The sequence below is a fragment of the Alphaproteobacteria bacterium genome (assembly GCA_016870095.1).
Classification (GTDB): Bacteria; Pseudomonadota; Alphaproteobacteria; order Paracaedibacterales; family VGCI01; genus VGCI01.
Genome location: VGCI01000002.1, coordinates 95,688 through 115,116 on the forward strand (window position 1 = coordinate 95,688; position 19,429 = coordinate 115,116).

Annotated in this window: 20 protein-coding genes; 8 read left to right on the top strand and 12 right to left on the bottom strand. The window is 39.7% G+C overall.

The window, feature by feature from the left end:
• Positions 1 to 73 precede the first annotated feature (73 nt).
• Positions 74 to 1,135: a DUF1849 family protein gene (locus tag FJX03_01980; GenBank protein MBM3632463.1), complete on the bottom strand. Its 1,062-nt coding sequence runs from the start codon at positions 1,133 to 1,135 to the stop codon at positions 74 to 76.
• A gap of 273 nt (positions 1,136 to 1,408) precedes the next feature.
• Here FJX03_01980 and FJX03_01985 point away from each other — a divergent pair, with 273 nt between their 5' ends.
• From FJX03_01985 to FJX03_02005, 5 genes are all read left to right on the top strand, one after another.
• Complete coding sequence (locus FJX03_01985; protein ID MBM3632464.1) at positions 1,409 to 2,899, top strand: leucyl aminopeptidase; 1,491 nt, start codon at positions 1,409 to 1,411, stop codon at positions 2,897 to 2,899.
• Positions 2,892 to 3,365: a DNA polymerase III subunit chi gene (locus tag FJX03_01990; GenBank protein MBM3632465.1), complete on the top strand. Its 474-nt coding sequence runs from the start codon at positions 2,892 to 2,894 to the stop codon at positions 3,363 to 3,365. Before FJX03_01985 ends, FJX03_01990 begins: the two co-directional genes overlap by 8 nt.
• Positions 3,366 to 3,556: 191 nt before the next feature.
• Positions 3,557 to 4,426, top strand: a complete 870-nt coding sequence (locus tag FJX03_01995; GenBank protein MBM3632466.1) for a glycine--tRNA ligase subunit alpha — start codon at positions 3,557 to 3,559, stop codon at positions 4,424 to 4,426.
• Positions 4,426 to 6,564 (top strand): glycine--tRNA ligase subunit beta, encoded by a 2,139-nt coding sequence (locus FJX03_02000; GenBank protein ID MBM3632467.1) that lies wholly within the window; start codon positions 4,426 to 4,428, stop codon positions 6,562 to 6,564. Before FJX03_01995 ends, FJX03_02000 begins: the two co-directional genes overlap by 1 nt.
• Positions 6,565 to 6,697: 133 nt before the next feature.
• Positions 6,698 to 7,294 carry a hypothetical protein gene (locus tag FJX03_02005; GenBank protein ID MBM3632468.1) on the top strand — a complete coding sequence of 199 codons (597 nt, stop codon included), beginning with the start codon at positions 6,698 to 6,700 and terminating at the stop codon, positions 7,292 to 7,294.
• Here the strand turns inward: FJX03_02005 and FJX03_02010 are convergent.
• From FJX03_02010 to FJX03_02045, 8 genes are all read right to left on the bottom strand, one after another.
• Positions 7,284 to 8,108, bottom strand: a complete 825-nt coding sequence (locus FJX03_02010; GenBank protein MBM3632469.1) for a hypothetical protein — start codon at positions 8,106 to 8,108, stop codon at positions 7,284 to 7,286. The genes FJX03_02005 and FJX03_02010 overlap by 11 nt on opposite strands.
• Positions 8,109 to 8,443: 335 nt before the next feature.
• The gene (gene scpA, locus FJX03_02015; GenBank protein MBM3632470.1) at positions 8,444 to 10,549 is read right to left on the bottom strand and encodes a methylmalonyl-CoA mutase; all 2,106 of its coding nucleotides are present in this window, start codon (positions 10,547 to 10,549) and stop codon (positions 8,444 to 8,446) included.
• A 159-nt stretch (positions 10,550 to 10,708) separates the two neighbouring features.
• Positions 10,709 to 11,137, bottom strand: a complete 429-nt coding sequence (locus FJX03_02020) for a hypothetical protein (GenBank protein MBM3632471.1) — start codon at positions 11,135 to 11,137, stop codon at positions 10,709 to 10,711.
• 171 nt (positions 11,138 to 11,308) lie between these two features.
• Positions 11,309 to 12,247, bottom strand: coding sequence for a helix-turn-helix domain-containing protein (locus tag FJX03_02025; GenBank protein MBM3632472.1), 939 nt, complete (start codon positions 12,245 to 12,247; stop codon positions 11,309 to 11,311).
• A 106-nt stretch (positions 12,248 to 12,353) separates the two neighbouring features.
• Positions 12,354 to 12,797 carry an NfeD family protein gene (locus FJX03_02030; GenBank protein ID MBM3632473.1) on the bottom strand — a complete coding sequence of 148 codons (444 nt, stop codon included), beginning with the start codon at positions 12,795 to 12,797 and terminating at the stop codon, positions 12,354 to 12,356.
• On the bottom strand, positions 12,794 to 13,816 hold the full coding sequence (locus FJX03_02035; protein ID MBM3632474.1) for an SPFH/Band 7/PHB domain protein: 1,023 nt from the start codon (positions 13,814 to 13,816) through the stop codon (positions 12,794 to 12,796). Before FJX03_02035 ends, FJX03_02030 begins: the two co-directional genes overlap by 4 nt.
• Before the next feature lie 176 nt (positions 13,817 to 13,992).
• Positions 13,993 to 14,625: a DUF882 domain-containing protein gene (locus FJX03_02040; GenBank protein ID MBM3632475.1), complete on the bottom strand. Its 633-nt coding sequence runs from the start codon at positions 14,623 to 14,625 to the stop codon at positions 13,993 to 13,995.
• Positions 14,626 to 14,888: 263 nt separating this feature from the next.
• The gene (locus FJX03_02045) at positions 14,889 to 15,521 is read right to left on the bottom strand and encodes an SCO family protein (GenBank protein ID MBM3632476.1); all 633 of its coding nucleotides are present in this window, start codon (positions 15,519 to 15,521) and stop codon (positions 14,889 to 14,891) included.
• Between the two features lie 653 nt (positions 15,522 to 16,174).
• On the opposite strand from FJX03_02045, the gene FJX03_02050 reads away from it, so the two are divergent.
• Genes FJX03_02050 through FJX03_02060 form a run of 3 tightly spaced genes read left to right on the top strand, consistent with a single transcriptional unit; the run spans position 16,175 to position 17,892 of the window.
• Positions 16,175 to 16,366 carry a hypothetical protein gene (locus tag FJX03_02050; protein ID MBM3632477.1) on the top strand — a complete coding sequence of 64 codons (192 nt, stop codon included), beginning with the start codon at positions 16,175 to 16,177 and terminating at the stop codon, positions 16,364 to 16,366.
• A 9-nt stretch (positions 16,367 to 16,375) separates the two neighbouring features.
• Positions 16,376 to 17,281, top strand: coding sequence for a HAMP domain-containing histidine kinase (locus FJX03_02055; GenBank protein ID MBM3632478.1), 906 nt, complete (start codon positions 16,376 to 16,378; stop codon positions 17,279 to 17,281).
• 59 nt (positions 17,282 to 17,340) lie between these two features.
• Positions 17,341 to 17,892, top strand: coding sequence for an ActR/PrrA/RegA family redox response regulator transcription factor (locus FJX03_02060; protein ID MBM3632479.1), 552 nt, complete (start codon positions 17,341 to 17,343; stop codon positions 17,890 to 17,892).
• 27 nt (positions 17,893 to 17,919) lie between these two features.
• On the opposite strand, the gene FJX03_02065 is transcribed toward FJX03_02060, so the two are convergent.
• The 3 genes from FJX03_02065 to FJX03_02075 are packed head-to-tail and all read right to left on the bottom strand — an operon-like array spanning position 17,920 to position 19,350.
• A complete protein-coding gene (locus FJX03_02065) occupies positions 17,920 to 18,309 on the bottom strand; it encodes a hypothetical protein (GenBank protein ID MBM3632480.1) in 390 nt (129 codons plus the stop codon).
• Between the two features lie 12 nt (positions 18,310 to 18,321).
• On the bottom strand, positions 18,322 to 18,939 hold the full coding sequence (locus FJX03_02070; GenBank protein MBM3632481.1) for a hypothetical protein: 618 nt from the start codon (positions 18,937 to 18,939) through the stop codon (positions 18,322 to 18,324).
• 33 nt (positions 18,940 to 18,972) lie between these two features.
• The gene (locus FJX03_02075; GenBank protein MBM3632482.1) at positions 18,973 to 19,350 is read right to left on the bottom strand and encodes a VOC family protein; all 378 of its coding nucleotides are present in this window, start codon (positions 19,348 to 19,350) and stop codon (positions 18,973 to 18,975) included.
• Positions 19,351 to 19,429: the final 79 nt, after the last annotated feature.

Sequence of the window (19,429 nt, forward strand, 5' to 3'; positions counted from 1 at the left end):
TCTTTCCGAAAGATTAAAATCCTGACGTCATCTTAGGGCTTAATTTTCATGACCAATTTAGCCCTTTTGAGTCTTAAGAAAACACTTCCACTTGCGTTAAGACGGCTTTAACCTTGAAAGTTCCGTAATCTAATGTCATATCACGAATAACGCCTCGATCCAGAACATGTTGATTGATTTCGTAATCAGCTTCCGGCGCATTACTCTCTACTGTATAAATCGCCATCCGCATTGGCCATACTTTTTTGGCCTTCAATAACTCTTTGTTGGTAAGAGCCAATTTTGGCTCTTGAGCTGCTCCCAAAACTGTATCAACTTGAACGGCCTCATGAGTTTCACTCGATCCATCAAACACAAGATTTGAAATAACTTTTTGACCTCTCATAGCCCCTTGGAGCATATAAATAAGGTGCTGTGTGGGAAAAATAGTGCCGACAGGCAAGCGAGTTTCGGAGACATCGGGTTGTTGGTAAGTCACAATTCCCGCACCACCTTTACTGGCCAAAATAGCATCACCACTAATATTTTCTTCTTCTTCGCCCCGCAGGGTGCGGGCATTAAAACTATATTTCAAACCATCCAAGGACTCGTAAGTGGCCAAAGTCGTAATGACTTGCTCCGCTGACTCATCCTTATAATAAATATGTAACGTCGATTTTTGTTCGATAGCCCATCCATCCCCTACTTTAGCTAGCTGAATGGTCATTTGCCCTTTCGCATCCGCAATATCCTCATCGTTGTAATTTTTGTCGAGAGAAATGATATAGGTCGCCCGGTGGGGTAAAAGTTCTACAGGGGCAATAGCGGGTTGAAGAGAGCTTGTCGGCAAAGCTGCTTGCTCTTTTGCTTTCCTTTCAAGTTGCTTTTGGTCTTCACCTTTGGCACCCTCAGAAGAGGAAACTGTCGGCTTAATTTCAGCAACTTTTATTGATTCAAGAGGGGGTGCCAGCAATTTGGTATCACTCGTCTTGACACCTTCTTGATGAAGACTTTCTGTTTGCATCTCATTCGACTTTTGGGAAATGCCGGTTTCTTGAGGAAGGACAGGGATTGTTGACACCGGTTGGAATGTTTGTTCAGCATTTCCAATGCTGCACAAACAGGTGAAAAAAATGAAAAACCCCCAGTAAAACATTGAGATTCAAGCCCTTAATTATTTATTTTTAGACATCCTTGCTACCCATATTGCCTAAATCACAAGAAATTGAAAGTATTTTCTGTATAAAGATTGAGAAATATATTTCACCTGTTATTACAATATCACTATTATTTTTAAAATAGATTCCTTCCCCTTGAATGATGTCTTTTTCGTTAGAGAATTTTGTCTTATGATCATAATAAGCATATTGCTAACTGAAAAAGACTTACATCCGTCTAAAGTGGTAGATATTAACCTTGGGAGAACATAATGAAAATTGACTTTCTAGACCGGAGTTTAACAACAGAAGGCCCATTCATCATTGGAACTTTTGAAGGGAAAAAGCTTGAGGGAATCGCAGCAGACGTTGATAAAAAAACGGGTGGCTCCTTATCTCGAGCTATTTCAACAAAAGATTTTAAGGGCAAGAAAGATGAAATAATTCGGTTGATAGCCCCCAATGGATTAAAGGTGAGTGAAATCATTCTTTTTGGATTGGGCAAGGAAAAAGACATTACACTATTGAGTCTAGAAGAATTAGGAGCCAAAATTTTTGCGGTTCTGGAAAGTACCAAGGATAAGTCAGCTTGTGTCAATTTTCCCTCATTAGCATCTAAAGTTGCAGATGAAGATAGAGCCATAGCCCACGTTGCCTATGGCGCCCTTCTTCGGACTTGGAAATTTGACAAATACCAAACTAAGAAAAAAGACGCCCATAAGGTTCATCTTAAAACATTGAACTTTATGACAAAAGAGCCGAAAGCAGCTAAAAAAGCTTTTGAGCCTTTAAACCAAATTGCAGAGGGGGTATTTCTAACACGCCACGTGGTTTCTGAACCCCCAAACGTTATCTATCCAGAAAGTCTAGCCAAAATCGCTAAAGAATTGAAAACTTTAGGCGTTAGTGTCGAAGTTTTGACAGAAGCTCAAATGCAGAAGCTGGGCATGAATGCTCTCCTCGGCGTTGGGCAGGGAAGTATTCGTGATTCCCACCTTGTTGTTTTAACGTGGAAAGGAGGACCGAAAAGTCAAGCTCCCCTAGCGATCGTGGGAAAAGGTATTACATTTGATACAGGCGGCATATCTATCAAACCTGCAACAGACATGGATGATATGAAATATGATATGGCCGGATCTGGCGTCGTATTGGGACTTTTCCGCGCCCTAGCTGGACGAAAAGCAAAAGTCAATGCCGTGGGAGTTATGGCTCTTGCCGAAAATATGCCATCAGGTTCTGCTCAAAGACCTGGCGATGTCGTAACGTCTATGTCTGGACAAACCATTGAAATCTTGAATACGGATGCTGAAGGTCGTTTGGTTTTAGCTGATGCTCTGTGGTATACACAAAGTCGCTTTAAACCACAAGTTATGGTTGACTTGGCAACATTGACAGGCGCCATTGTAATTTCATTAGGGCAAGAACATGCCGGATTGTTTTCAAACAATGATACATTGGCAAATCGCTTGAAAGAAGCGGGAGATGTTACAGGTGAAAAATTATGGCGTCTTCCCTTGTCAGAAGCTTATAACAAAGATATTGATTCCTCGGTTGCTGACGTTAAAAATATTGGATCGGGTCGCGGTGCGGGAAGCATTACTGCCGCTCAGTTTTTACAACGATTTGTTAACGACGTGCCTTGGGCTCATTTAGATATTGCTGGAACGGCTTGGGATAAAAAAGGTCGACCTTTAAGTGTTAGAGGCGCAACCGCTTTTGGTGTAAGATTACTCAATCAATGGATTCAAACGCACTATGAATAAAGAAAAAGCAGAAGTAACTCTTTATCAATTAACGACACATCCTCTTGAAAAAGTTTTGCCAAGAATATTAGAAAAAGTCTACGATGGGGGTTTGCGAGCCCTCGTCGTGACGGACTCTTCAGATCATATGCAGCAGTTAAATTCATCTCTTTGGACTTATTCATCGGGTGCCTTTTTGCCCCACGGTGCCGATGGCAATAAGCTGCTAGATCCACTTGAGAATCCTATTTGGATCTCAACAGAAATGGATAACAAAAATAAGGCAACTGTCCTTGTTTTAACAAATGGTTGTCAAGTTGACGATTTGTCAGGATACACTCGGTGTGTCGATATTTTTGACGGGAATGATCCAACCACTCTTTCCGCCGCCCAACTTCGTCAAAAAACTTACCAACAAAATGGACATTCCTTAGTTTATTGGAAGCAATCTTTAAACGGCAACTGGGATCAAGTGCCAACAAACTAGGCAGTTCACACCCTACTTTGCAAGAAATAATATTATTATTTGGAAGAAATAGTTTAGGTAAAAAAGCCTTTAATTTTTATTGACAGGATTCTCCTTGACCCTTTTATCCAGCTTGACTACGTTAAATTTATAACAACTCGTTCTTAACATGAGGATGACAGATGGTCTCAAGACCGAAATCATTTCAACAAATGATCCTTGACCTACAACAGTATTGGGCAGATTGGGGATGTGTCATTTTGCAACCATATGATGTTGAAGTTGGTGCAGGAACCTTCCACCCAGCAACCACATTGCGGGCACTAGGCCCTGATCTTTGGAATGCGGCATATGTTCAACCTTCTCGTCGCCCCACCGATGGTCGATATGGGGAGAACCCAAACCGCACTCAATATTATTATCAATTTCAAGTAATTATGAAACCCGGGCCCGCTGATTGTCAGCAGTTGTATTTAGATAGTTTAAAGTATCTCGGCATTGATATTGAAAATCACGACATTCGTTTTGTTGAAGATGACTGGGAAAGTCCCACACTCGGAGCAGCTGGCTTGGGTTGGGAAGTCTGGTGCGATGGAATGGAAATTAGCCAATTCACTTACTTTCAACAAGTTGGAGGCATAGAGTGTGAAGTGGTTCCCGTGGAAATTACCTATGGCTTGGAGCGTGTTGCGCTCAATGTTCAAGATGTCGACAACTTCTTTCTTCTAGATTGGAATGGGGCGACAGGCTCGCGCAAACTCACCTACAAGGATGTGTCCATGCGCGGTGAGAAAGAATTTTCCGCCTATAATTTCAAACATGCAGACACAAATCTATTGTTCCAACATTTTAAAGATGCTGAACAAGAATGTATCGCCCTGCTCGCTCTCAACCTTACTTTACCCGCCTATGACCAATGTATTAAAGCCAGTCATCTGTTTAACCTATTGGATGCCCGAGGCGTCATAAGTGTTACGGAACGGGCAAGCTATATTGGCCGTGTACGGACTCTCGCTAAGGGATGTTGCGAGGAATGGTTGAAAAACTCAGATACAAGCCCTCTAGAAAAGAGGGCTCACTAATGCCTGAATTTTTAACAGAAATTTTGTCAGAAGAAATTCCTGCACGAATGCAACGTCGAGCACAGGATGACTTAAAAAAATTGATGGAAGATGAATTGACTGCAAAGGGACTTACATTCTCATCCGTCGAAAGTTATGTAACACCTCGACGCTTAGCTGCTGTTGTATTCAATTTACCGACGACTACATCGGGTACAATTGAAGAACGTCGGGGCCCCAAAGTTGGCGCTCCTGAAGGGGCAATCCAAGGATTTTTAAAATCTACTGGTTTAACCTTGGAGAAATGTGAACAACGCGAGGGGTATTACTACGCCCATATTGAAACAAAACCTCAAGAAACACCTGATATATTGCCCCAAGTCATTCAAGCTATTTTAACAAAATTTACCTGGCAAAAATCACAATTTTGGACATTAGACAACGGCGATAAGTCTCAATTCTGGGTACGCGCCGTTCGCTCTGTCTTATGTGTTTTTGATGGAAAACCCCTATCTTTTGCGTTGCCAACTTTAGGCCTCACCACGAGCAATCAGACATCCGGCCATCGTTTCTTGAAGCCCGATCTTCAAGAAATTTCTTCATTTGATGATTATAAAACTAAATTAGAAAAAGCTTTTGTCATCTTGGATCCGGTGACTCGTCAGACTCAAATATGGGAAGGGCTTGAGGCATTAGCGCATCAAAAAGGATTGGTGTTGTTGACGGATGAAGGCCTCCTTCAAGAAGTTGCTGGATTAGTAGAATATCCTGTTCCCCTTCTGGGACAAATTGAAGAGCAATTCATGCGTTTGCCATCGCCCGTTTTGTCGACGTCCATGCGCGTCCATCAGAAATATTTTACCCTTCTTGATAAAAATGGGAAAATAGCTCCTTATTTTGGTGTTGTTGCTAATACCAAAGGGGCGGATGGTGGGGCTAAAATGATAGCAGGCCATGAACGCGTTTTACGCGCTCGCTTGAGCGACGCCGCATTCTTCTTTGAACAAGACGTAAAAGTCCCTCTCGGTGAGTTTGCCCAAAAACTTAACAAAATTATTTTTCATGCCAAGCTTGGTAATCTGCATCAAAAATGTGAGCGCCTAAAGACTCTTATGACCACACAAGGCGCCGAAGATGACGGCAGACGAGCAGCCTTACTCGCTAAATCGGATTTGGTCACCTCCCTGGTTGGAGAATTTCCTGAACTTCAAGGTGTAATGGGTGAAATTTATGCATCGGCTCAAGGTGAAGAACCCCACGTTGCCGCAGCCATCCGGGAACATTATCAACCTCAAGGCCCGAACGATCAATGCCCCCACGCCCCTTTAAGTATTGCATTAGCCCTTGCAGACAAATTAGATTCGTTGGTCGGCTTCTTTGGAATTGGCGAAGAACCAACCGGATCAAAAGATCCCTTTGCTTTACGTCGAGCTGCTCTGGGTATTATTCGATTAATCCGAGACAATGGTCTCTCAGATTTTTCTCTCCAACCCTTATGTTGTCAAGCTATTGAAGCTTATCAAAAACAAGGCATTTCCTTCCAATCAGATTTTCAATTTGAATCAATTCTTAATTTCATTAATGATCGTTTGAAAGTCGCCCTTAAAGCAGAAGGTATGCGCCATGATTGTATTGTTGCTGTCATTGATCGTACTTCTCTTGCCCACACCATCAATGTGGATGAGCTAGCAAATTCACCTGAATCTGTTGCCATTCAAGAATATATTGGAACACGCTCTCATAACATTTTCTCTCTATCGGCACGTGTTGAAGCCTTGCATACTTTTCTGGAATCACCAAAAGGCGCAGCTTTATCAGCCACGTTTCGGCGCGTAGATGGGATTGTAGAAAATGAAACAACAAAAGATAATCATTTCTATCTCAATATTAAGCCAGAACTTCTGTTGGAGACCGCAGAACAGAATCTATATCAACAAATTGAGAATATTATTAAGGTTAGAAAGTCACTGTTGGATGCACACGATTATATAGGATGGATGGCTCAATTAGCCTCTTTACATGAGTCTGTGGATCACTTCTTTGAAACCTTAAAAGTTAATGACGATAATAAGGACATACGGGCGAATCGCCTTGGTCTTTTAGGAAAACTCAGAATTCAGACAGAATTAATTGCCAATTTCTCTAAAATTGAAGGGTAAATCTCGCTAATAATAAAGAGGCTTCCTAAATAAATAACATTCTTTCTTGCAAAATTGGCCCAAAATTACTATATTTAAAGTAGATAAATTAATATAGAGTATTGATTATTTAAATTTAATTGGGAAAGCAATAATGAAACTACAATATACGTCATTCTGGATGCTTTTCATGTGTTCCTTAACCAATACTTATGCCATAGATGTTGAAAAAATTCCTGGCACGCTGCCTCATCACCAAACCAGGCCTCCTTCGTTATTCTTAGCTAAATTAACAACAGGGGATAAGAGTCCCAAATCTGAGAAAAAAAATCTCTCACCAACAACTCAAACAGAATTTGAATTTAAAGTTTCTGGTTCATTGAAAAAAGAGATGACCGCTATTCTTTCACAAAGTCAATTAACAAGCTTTGATGTTTCGGGTCACAAAATAACGGATGCAGAGTTACTTGTCATTACGGGAAAACATTTAGGACTCCGTCGCATTGTTCTTCTTAATTCTTCTGATATTACGAATAAAGGACTGAAAAATTTCTCTTCTCTTAAAAATTTAGAATCAATTGATTTTTCAGGAACCCGCGTCAATAGTGATGGATTAGAATTTCTTTTGGCGTTAGATAATCTTAAAGAAATAAAGCTTCACAATATTATTCTATCTAAAGACTTTCTCGTTAACCTCCTCGAAAAAAAGGGGCTTAAAGTTAGTTATGACCCCCAAAATATTATAAGCTAATTTCTGCCTGAAATAATTCATGTTCTTCCAGTCCCGTGAAATGGGCAAAGTCCTTGTTAGGAATAATTTTCATATTTTTAAACCCTCTTTGTTCAAAAAATGGTTTAATAATTTCTGCAAAGAATTTGTTTTGAATAGCAGAAATAAGCTGCTTCGAAGGTTCATCTCCCCTCCGGCTCTTTTCATAAACTTTATAAATGTTTTCATTAAGGTAAATCGTAAACGGTATACCTACGTTATAATTCATACCTGTGCTAATCATTATATCTGCATGATAGACACCTTCAATTAACAGATGCTTAGCAGCTTTTGTCACTATACCGACTCTCTCTTCAAAACCATAAATTGGATTTAAAATAAGCTTACCTTCCGATTTTAATACAGCAATAACATTGCTCAAAAAACCATCTTGAACGATATAAGGAATGGGTACGTGTTCTAAGATAACGATATCAAATTTACGATGTAGGGGTTCTAAAACTGCAGTATTTTTAATACTAAAATCCACTACCAGGTCGGGATTGTGATCGCTATTTATATTAATTAAAAAACAATTATGACTATATGCATGTTCAAATGTAAGCCCGCCCCCCACAATTAGAATACGCGTTTGGCCTTCTGTCAGTGCAAAATATTGTTCAAGGGTATATGTATTTGTTTTGATTGATCCTTTAAGGTAGTGATTCAACTTAAGGAACATATTATGAACATCTTGGTCCGTATAACTTTCAAGAGCACCTTCTAATAGCTTGGCTTTGACAGGATTGTTTTCTTTATGAAGTAGCAAATTAACAATACCAAGTAGAATGGTCAATTTTGTTTTATTTTGAGCCCTTTGAGCACTCTGGGAACTCTGGGAACTCTGGGAACTCTGGGAACTCTGGGAACTCTGGGAACTCTGGACATTCAAGCTAAGAGAAAAACTTATAAAAAAAGCAATTAAGGAAAGCAAAATTCTACTTGTCGTTGTTTTTTTTCTCCTTGTATAGGTATTCCTAAACTTTACCGGTAATGGCATGATCATTTCGCCTTTACAAAAGATTAACCTCTATCTCGCCGACGCAACGAAATTCTCTTATATAATTTGACAGATATTGGACAACGTCAAGTCAGACGATTTCTGTTATGCTAGAATTGAGGCTATCGACGTTACTTAAGCCTAGATAAAACCTCTTTGATAATCCCCAACACCGGCGTTCCCGGAGTAAATAAAGCCGAAACTCCAGATTTGATTAAAAAATCATGGTCGTTCAAGGGTAAAATTCCTCCACAGATTACTTGAATATTTGTAGCGTTGTTTTGTTTTAAAATTTCAAGGAGTGGGGGAATAAGTGTTTTGTGACCTGCTGTCATGGAAGAAACACCAATTATATTCACTTTTTTTTCAATAGCCTGCAAAGCGGCTTCTTCTGGGGTTAAAAAGAGTGCACCAATGCTGACATCAAACCCACAGTCTGCAAAGGCTGTCGCCATAATTTTTAATCCCCTATCATGACCATCTTGCCCCAATTTAACAAGTAGTAAACGTGGACTATACTCATTCTTTTCCACAAAAAAAGCAACGTCTGCTTTAATTTTTTGCAACTCATCTTCCTCATGCATATTGTGTGCGTAAGTACCCTTTAAGGTTTGGGTTGAAGCTTCATATCGACCAAAAACTTTCTCTAGCGCAAAAGAAATTTCTCCTAATGTTGCCCGTGCACGTGCCGCCGTCAGTGCCGCCTCTACCAGGTTCCCCTCCTTTGTTTTTGCCACATCGATTAAAGCAGCCAATGCTGTATCACACGCCTCTTGATCTCGATTTTTCCTCAAATGCTGTAGGTGCCGTAGCTGTTCTTTTTTGACAGCTTGGGTATCAATGTCCAGAAGGAATGAAATATCCTCTTGATCCAATTTATACTTATTAACACCAATGATTGTTTCTTCCCCCTCATCGATACGAATCTGTCGTTTGGTAGCAGATTCCTCAATTCGTAATTTTGGTAATCCACTTTCAACGGCCTTCGTCATACCTCCTAAATCTTCAATTTCTATGATTAACTTACGAGCTTCCTGTATTATGCTATCTGTCAAGCTTTCTACATAAAAACTACCACCGAGCGGATCAACAACTTTTGTAAAGCCGGTTTCTTCGGCTAAGATTAACTGAGTATTTCTTGCAATGCGTGCTGTACGCGTGGTGGGAAGGCCCAATGCCTCATCTAAAGCATTGGTATGGAGCGACTGCGTGCCTCCAAATACCCCTGCTAAGGCTTCTAGCGTTGTGCGAATGACATTATTATCCGGATCTTGAGCTGTCAAACTTACGCCTGAGGTTTGACAATGCATTCGAAGCATTAAGCTTTGAGGATTTTGAGGATGGAAAGACTCCATCAATTCAGCCCAGAGGAATCGCGCAGCTCTTAACTTTGCTACTTCCATAAAGAAATTCATACCAATCCCAAAGAAAAAGGACAATCGGGGGGCAAAATCATCTATTTTCAATCCACGAGAAAGAGCCGTGCGTACATATTCTAATCCGTCTGCTAATGTGTAAGCGAGCTCCTGAACAGCTGTTGCGCCTGCTTCGTGCATGTGATACCCGGAAATAGAAATGGGGTTATATTTGGGCATGAACTTTGTGCAATAACTAATAATATCACCAACAATGCGCATACTTGCAGCGGGGGGATAGATGTATGTATTACGTACCAAAAATTCCTTTAAAATATCGTTTTGAATTGTTCCCGATAGCTGCTGAGGAGAAACGCCCTGTTCTTCAGCTACAACAATATAGAACGCCAAAATAGGAAGAACCGAACCATTCATAGTCATAGATACACTCATTTGATCCAAGGGAATATCCTCAAACAATCGCTTCATATCTTCAACAGAATTGATGGCAACACCAGCTTTTCCAACATCTCCAACAACACGGGGGTGGTCAGAGTCATAGCCCCGGTGGGTTGGCAAATCAAAGGCAACAGATAACCCTTTCTGCCCCCCTTTTAAACAGTCTCGAAAAAATGCATTCGTTTCTTTGGCGGTTGAAAAACCCGCATATTGACGTAGTGTCCACGGTCGACCCACGTACATTGTGGCTCGCGCTCCCCTTGTAAAGGGAGGAGAACCCGGCATTGAATTAAAATGAGATAATCCTTCAAGATCTTTTTTTGTATATAGTGATTTTATGCTGATACCTTCTGGTGTCGCCCAAACGAAATCGCCTTGTGTTTGATTTTGCCGTTCTGCTTTCGCGCGCGCAGCCCAATCCAATTCATTATCGTGGGGTGGCTTTTTCAAAAAAGTGCATCCTTAGTTCGAGTCTATATCTTAAATAAGATCATAGATTCGTTAAGAATTTGCGAACGTATTTTGCCAATATAAAAAGCCAGAGAACCTGGGAAGAAAAGATGGCACCTTTTTAATAATTCATTATGGCTGAGACATAATCCACTGTTGGGTTTCGGGCCCCGGTTGATTGAATTGTGAATTCATGGATTGACTCAATAAATTTTTTCTTTTCACGCGCGAACTGCCCATCTTTAAGCATTCTGGTGACAAATCTTCTGCCTCACACATAAGTCGACACATACTGCGTATCGTACCATGCTTTGCACATAATTTTGCCCTACAGGTTTTATGGCAGTAATCATTTATTATGGCTTTACAATGAGGATTTCTTGCAGGCTTACAAATATCTTCTATATCCAGACCCTCATATCTCAACTTCTGTTCATCCGCGCCAACTTTATCCTCTGATTCTTGAGGCGGTTTGCTAAGAAAATGCTTAGATACAGAAAAACTGGTAACCGTTAAGACTGCCCACATGAGCATAGTTCCAAGGATTGATTTAATGAGCATAATGCTAAACTACACCAGAAGAATATTATTATAGTATAGATAGGAGGGCGTAAATTTTTAGTTACTAAACTTCACATTTAAAAATGAATGTTATGATATTATCTGTATTTTGAAATAATTATATTATTTAAGTTATGACATAGGAGACAATAACCTTAACGTTTCTTAATTTTATTGAAGAGTTTCAACACGAAGATCACGTTTAACTTCTCCGCGTACCCCTAAAATAGGCAATTTAGTTTCGCCAACAAATATTTCAATGCCCCCCGCATTCCCCGTACTAATGGTTATGCCAGGTTTCTCTGGTACAGTGTATTCTTCCTTAGTTTTCAAAACTTTCATGAAAATCACTCGTTTTGAATCATCCCGAACTTCAACCCAGGAAGGCTCTGTAGCCTTAATTGTAATTTTTTTGATGAGCTTGGGAGAGTTTTGGGCAGTTGGCTCCTTGGCTACTGGTTCAACCGGAGAGACGACCGTCGGCATGTTTTCTGGATAAATAATTTTTGGCATGACAGGTGAAGAATATTCTTTTGATACTTTTGGTTGCAACTCAATTGGGCTAAGTTCGGGTTTCAAAATATCCGGCACCGGCTCTGTTACTGCCAAAACAGGAGGCTGTTGAGGGAGTGCCGTTTCTGCTCCCATAATTCCAGCTAGCGGCGTTACGGTTGTTGAGGCGGGTTTTAAAAAGAGATAACCCCCTATAGATACACAAAGTATCAACAGTATTGATCCTGCCAGTGCATAATAGCTCGGTTCTTCTTCCGGACGCATGGGTATGGAAATTTGACTTTTTTCATAATCAGGAATATGAGGGGATTTACTAACGCGACGAATTAACTCTTCCCCATCTAAATTTAATAGACGAGCGTAGGTCCTAATAAAACCTAAGATATAAACACGCCCAGGCAGATCCGCAAGTTGCCCTTCTTCCAAATCAATTAAATAGCGTTGGCGGATATGAATTTTTGAGGCAACTTGGGTAATGGTTAAATTCTGCTCTTTCCTTGCCTCTGCAAGGATTTGACCGATTTCTTGAAATGCTTCCAAAATATGGTCGTCCAGGTTTCTAATTGTTGATTCTTTTAATAAATTTGCAGACCCCATTTGTATTCCACCCCTGACATATCGCTGGCTTCTTAACACTTAGAGCAAAATTATCTATTTGATGCAATAAAGAAAAGGTAGCATAAGTAATTATGGAATCAATAACTTAAGAATTTTTCTCAGCAACAACCAGAATATTTCCCTCAACTCCCACAACGATAACAACTGCACCAATAGGCAAATCAGGCCCCTTAACGCGCCATTTTGAATCAGCAACTGTTACATGAGCATGTCCATTTAGAATAGGAGCATCCAAAACGATTGTTTCACCAATAAATTGTTGGCCTCGCCGATTGAGAAGCGGCAAAGATGTAGCTCCGCCTATCAAAGCTTTGCGAAGAAGTTTGCGGCCTACGACCGTCGAGACAATCGCAATACATCCAAATAGAATCAACTGTACAAAAACCGTTGTAAAAGGAAACACAAAAACAAGTGCTCCCAGAATTAAAGCCGCAATACCTACCCAAAGAAAAAAAGCACCTGGTACAATAATCTCAGCTGCAATCATGACCATACCAAAAATGACCCAATGCCAATACTCTAATATCATGTTGACTCTCCAACTGTTGGCACACTAGCTTTGACTTTTGAACGATTGACTTGACGTTCAGTTCCGCCATTATTTTTTTGATCCGCAAAAGCTTCTTTAGCGACTTCAGCTATGCCTGCAATAGAACCGATGACACTTGAAACCTCCATAGGCATAAGCAATAATTTTTGATTTGGTGAATGAGCAAATGCGTGCATAGCTTCTACATATTTTTGCGCAACGAAGTAATTAATAGCTTGAGCAGAACCCTTATTAATGGCATTAGACACATCAGTTGTTGCTTTGGCTTCTGCTGCCGCTAATCTTTCCCGAGCTTCCGCGTCCCTTTGAGCAGATTCTCGTCGACCTTCTGCTTCTAAAATCATAGATTGTTTAAGACCTTCACCTTTTAAAATACGCGCTTGCCGATCGCCCTCCGCCGCTAAAATTGCCGCCTGACGCTCTCCTTCGGCCTCTAAAATCAAGGCGCGCTTATCTCGCTCCGCCTTCATCTGACGTCCCATCGAATCAATTAAATCACGCGGAGGCTTAATGTCCTTAATCTCAATACGGGTCACCTTAGTTCCCCAGGGTGAAGTCGCCTCATCCACAACTGCCAAAAGTCGAGCGTTAATAACCTCACGATGGGATAACAATTCATCTAAATCCATAGATCCCATAACAGTACGAATATTCGTCATCGTCAGATTAAGAATTGCATTGGCCAAATTTGCAACTTCATAGGCTGCTTTTGCCGCATCTAATACTTGATAAAACACAATACCATCAACCGTAACTGCCGCATTGTCTTTGGTAATGACATCCTGAGATGGAACATCAAAAACCGCTTCCATCATATTAATTTTTGCCCCAATTCTATCCATTATCGGAACAATAAGGTGCAAACCAGGAGAGAGAGTCCGGGTGTAACGTCCAAATCGCTCTACAGTATATTCATACCCTTGAGAAACAGTGCGCACCGATCGTGCAACAATTAAAATAGCAAGCAATCCAAAAATACCAGCAATTATTTCACCCATTTTCGCTTTTCCTTAAGAATTTAATAATTTCTATATATTAAGACAATTGAACTTCAAGAAAATGTAAAATCATTTACAAAAATTATACAATTTTCTTATTTTAACATATTTTAATACAACCAGCAATCTATACTCAAGATTCATCTTAGAACTTGAGGAAAAATGAGGAAGAATTATTAAGTCGCGCCCCAATATCGGACGCGTCCTGTGTCCACATGGACAAAATCACTGTAACGGCCAACACCGCCAACTCGTAAAGCCTTTGCTGATGCTTGCACCTGGCGTAACGTTCGCCCCGGCACGTAAATGTCTGCCGCCTTTCCACTCATATGCAAGCTTCTTTTCGCAACGCCTGAGCTCCTTGCATTCAATATGGTGTTTGTTTTGGGGGACCGATACCCCGAAATCAAATGAAAGGGTTCAACTGTCTCCAGTTGCCTTTGAATTTTATGTAACATAAGTAATAAATTACGATCGATGTCATATACCGTGTGAGTTCGATGATCACGGAATAAATGATTAATTTCCTTTAATGCTTGAGGATCGTACTCTCCTCCCGCCCAGATAGTACATTTCTTGAGCGATTCCCCCGTATGGCGATTATAAAAACTTAAAAAAATATCCTGATCTTTCTTTAAAGGGGCAAAAAGATATGAGCCAAATGTCTTTGCCTCAGCGGATTTTGGAATTAACAATGTTGGTCCAGCAACAACACTTAAACCTGCACTTCCTGTAAGTTTTAGGAATAAACGACGGCTGAGATTTACCTCAGTCTTTTCAGGGGTAAGCGGGGATTTTTTATAAGTCATTTAACCGCCTTTCATCATTTAAGATTATATAATAACTTTAATGCTACTTTGTGTATTTGTCAAATTTGGGCGTAAAATTTAAAATAGGTACAGTGCGTAAATGATAAAAAGTAAGGATGATTTTTTATTTAAATTCACTAATCTTATAACAATAAAAACAAACAAAATTTAATTTAGTTTTTGAAGCTAAACTATTTTATAAACGTTCAGCATTTTATCTATTAAGTGCAATTTGTAGGTGAATGTAAATAATGGCGCCCTCTTTATAATTTTTTCTCATTTGCTAGCAACGTCGTTAGGCTTTTAGCCAACTCTTCCGGGCTGGCTGTATGCTGAAAGGACTTTAAGAAATGCCCTTGCCTGTCCATTAGATAAATTAAGGTACTATGATCCATCAAATAATCAGCCATTGTACCATCTGGCTTTGCCTTTGCAGCATAGACCTTGTAGCTTTTTAACACCGAATTAATTTGTTCTTGTGTTCCCGTGAGCATCAAGAATTTAGAATGGAAGTTTGTCGCATAAATTTTGAGATTCTCAACTGTATCTCGTTCCGGATCTATAGTTATAAAAATCGGGACGATATCATCTAAATCTCGACCCAGCAAATTTAGAGCTCCTGACATATTTTGAAGACCGAGGGGACAAATATCGGGACAAAAACTATAGCCAAAATAAATCAACTGATATTTTCCCTTAAATTCTGATGCAGTGCGTAAGTTTCCCTGCTGATCATACAGCCTAAATTCTCCCCCTATTTGAGGTATTCCCTTACCTGGATGATCTTGAAGACTTACATTCGACTGGTGTTGAATTTGATAGTAGACCAATAAAACGCAAGCTAAACCCAAACTTAAAGAAAAACTTGCCCACAGAAAAAGTCGATGTTTACGCATTTTTATTCTCCTTTTTATTTAGTCTTAACATAAAAAAACTATGTTGGCGTTAAATAAAACAAGATCAGCAAATCCAGGCATTACAAGTAAAAGGAAACGAACTTGCATGTTTAGTATGCCGATATTGCAGTCCTCGCAACAGAGGTAAAAAATATTAAACCTTTAATTAAACTGTATTATTTTATAAACTGCAATTTTATTATCAAAAATCTTTGTCAAAGTGTTGATTTTTAATTCTGATGGTGTTTATATAGCTTCAATATAGAGAGAAAAATTAAAAAGAAAAAAGAGAATACACTCTCAAGAAAAAAGGGGATAAAATAATAATAAATATTCCCTGCTTAACAATAAAGAACTGGAGATTTAGAAGTATAAAACAAATAATTTCTAGGAAAAAACAATAAAAAAATGAACATTTAATTTTTGAAAAATAATTTTTATTTGTAGAAATTAAAAAATATAGCCAAGTGTAGTTGTTTTGAGCTAGCTACACTTTAGCTATAATTTAAAAAAGATTTACTACTTATTTTGCTACTTGAAACAGCAAAAAAAATAAAAACCTAGCATAAATTGCTGACCTTCTAAAAAGACCCCAGAGACTAAATTACCAAGTCTACTCTCTCGAGTCTAAATAACCAACAGGAACATACAACTTGTCCAATTTTATTAGTAGCAAGAGAATTGCCATGTTAGGGATGCGTGATATTGTCGCACACCTAAAGTTGGTTACTCTTGGTTGCCTCATCCTTTCATGCCTAACACCCTTCACAGATAAAAAACTCGGAGATAGAACAGCCCCATTTTTTCTGATTTGCTCACTTCAACGCCTTATCTGCGGCGCATAGGGTGATCATTTGATTTCTTCATTCTTCACTAACTTCCTCTTTTCATGGGTGGATAGAGATGTTGGTGGAGTTGTTAATTTGCCTTACCCTCCCCTTTTGCTCATTGCCATATCTTTGGTCATTTTTCTCATGGTGGTGGCATTTTATATTGGCAGCTTATCCAAAAAAGTTAATGACTTAGCCAATGCCCTGAATGCCACACAATTAGCCTTAGCAAAGGAACAAAAAGTATCTTCCTTTGGCGCCCTAGCCGCAGCTGCAGCCCATGAACTTGGTTCCCCTTTAAGCACCATTTCTCTTGCAGCAAAAGATATTCTTTCCTCGCTCACCCCTGACAGCCCCTTAACGGAAGACATACACCTTATTATTAGCCAAGGAGAGAGATGCCGCGATATTCTAGCCGACTTATCTCGCAGTATGAGAGAAGGACCAGATCAAACACAACAAAGTCTCCCTCTATCCGCAATTATTGATAGGGCAGCTCAGCCTCATAAATTGCCTTATATTGGACTTACAATTCATAAAGATGCTCCTGATCCTGAACCCCATTTCTATGTTACACCAGACCTCATTCATGGCTTGGGTAACGTCCTTCAAAACGCCTTCCAATTTGCTACGTCCAACGTGAACGTAACCCTGAAATGGAACAAAGATAGTATTCAAGCTATAATCAAAGATGATGGTCACGGTTACCCCCCTGCCGTTCTTCCTCGACTGGGGGAACCGCAACCCGCTAAACATAAAGACGAATCACGAGCCGGAGAATACCAAGGAATGGGGCTAGGCTTGTTTATTGCAAAGACTTTATTGTCGCAGCGACAAGCAGAAGTCCATTTTTACAATGACGATGGGGCATGTTGTTTGATAAAGTGGCCTGGAACCATGCGGGTTGTGAATTTTGAAAAGAAGGATTAGGATAGAAAAAATCGAGATGATCACACGTATAAGGTGTGATATTCAAGAAGGGGAGCCAAATGATGTCCGATACAGACAATAACCTCGAAAAATCACTTCTTATAATTGACGACGATGCGCCATTGCGAGAGCGTTTAGCAAAAACAATGACGAAACGTGGTTTTATTGTATCCACCGCGGATAGTATTGCTCAAGCGCATGCTTCTATAAAATGGAATGTTCCCAATTACGCAATCGTTGATCTCAAACTCAATGATGGATCAGGGCTTGAAGTTGTCGACTATATTCACTCCGTGAATGACAAAGCCAGAGTTATTGTTTTGACGGGGTATGGTAATATTGCAACCGCTGTAACAGCAATAAAGCATGGAGCCACAGATTATCTTCCCAAGCCTGCCGATGCAGAAGCCATTGAACGCACACTAATGAATCTCTCTCCAGATCTTCCCCCACCGCCAACAAATCCTATGTCTCCAGATCGTGTAAAATGGGAACACATTCAACGTATTTTTACAGAATGTGGCAACAACGTCTCCGAAACAGCGCGGCAGCTTAAGATGCACCGACGGACCTTGCAAAGAATTTTAGCCAAACATGCTCCCAGAAATTAGAAAGACGCATCCTAAAAATTAGTTTTATTAGCTTTTGATTTTTAATTCTGGAAACAATTTTAGAACTTGTTCTACAGAGTTTCCCGCTTTCAATTGGTCAACCATAGCTTGTTTTGTTCCAGCGCTAATTTTGGTTAAATCAAGGGTGAATAATCTTGTCATCAAATCTTGAAGTTTGGAAATAAATCCGGGCCTACTTGCAACTTGCATGAGACCTAAAGCTTCTTGCATGCCATAAAACTTACCATCTCCTAAAGTTGCTGCTAAAACTTGCGGAATAAGAGGCCTTTCTTGCCTTTTTGCAAAAATTTCTAGAATATTCGCTGCTGATTTATCTTGAAGTTGACTCTCTTCAATCCCCAAAGCAGAAAGCGAGATGGAAAACATTTTTTGTGATACATTCGAAAATATAGGCAATATCGATTTTCCTCACACCTTAAACCCTTCCGATTTCAAAGCAGCATAAGTATGTCTCAAATCCAATGAATAACTTCCACTAATAAGATAAACCTGAAACGTGGCTTTTTCTTCAGCATTAAGGTCTTTAAATCTAGATAAAATTCGTGCCACTTTACCGTTTTCAATGTCACTCGAATCTAAATGGGCACAAGCAATAGGGCCTCTTGGTTTTCCCACATATAAGCCGACACAATCGAGTATATCTGGGGAATAAATAAGGCGATCTTCTTCCAAAGACACATCAGTAAAAACATTGGCTTTTCCCTGCTTAATTTCAATAATCTTACTGGGATTATGAGAATATAAGGCTATTTGAGACGGTGAAAATTTATGAAATTCTATGTTTGCACAGTTCCGAAGATGTTCAAGGTCGTCTCCCATCAAGTCTCTCATATGTTGATCACTGACAACAGTTAGGGTTGAGTGATCCAATAGAGAAATTGAAGAGAATGTTCTATCCTGCACAGCTTCGTGCGCATCAACTGTATACGTACATAAAATATTTTGTGATGCATTCTCTTGAGAAAAGGTCGTCATAGAAATTGCGGACCAGATAAAAAGAATTACAAAAGAAATGAAGAATTTCATAGAAAGTTCCTTAAAAAATTTATGATCCATAACTTAGCTATTAATAGTTTCCCAAAGAGCGATAGCAGCACCGGTAGGATCCATAAGAATGGCAAAGCGTCCCATACCCTCTACAAGGGTTGACCCCACTTTGACTTGTGCCCCCAACGTCTCGGATTTAATAATCATTTCATCAAGGTTGGCAACCAAAATATAGCTTAACCAATGAGGTGGGATTTTGCCCTGTTCCGAAGTGGGAATTTGAAGCATACCCCCAATGCCTTTTTCACCCTTTTTAAAAATGGTATAGGTCATATTTTTCATAGGATGCTCTTGGCTTGTCCAGCCAAAAAGTTTACAATAAAACTCCTGCGCTTGACCCGTATCTGAAGTCATCAATTCATTCCAACAAAATTCCCCATTTTCTGGCATATTCGTCATTTCTTTTCTTTCATAAATTAAAGTTTAATCAAACTTGAAGTAGCATAAAGTGAAGTTCACAGACAACAGG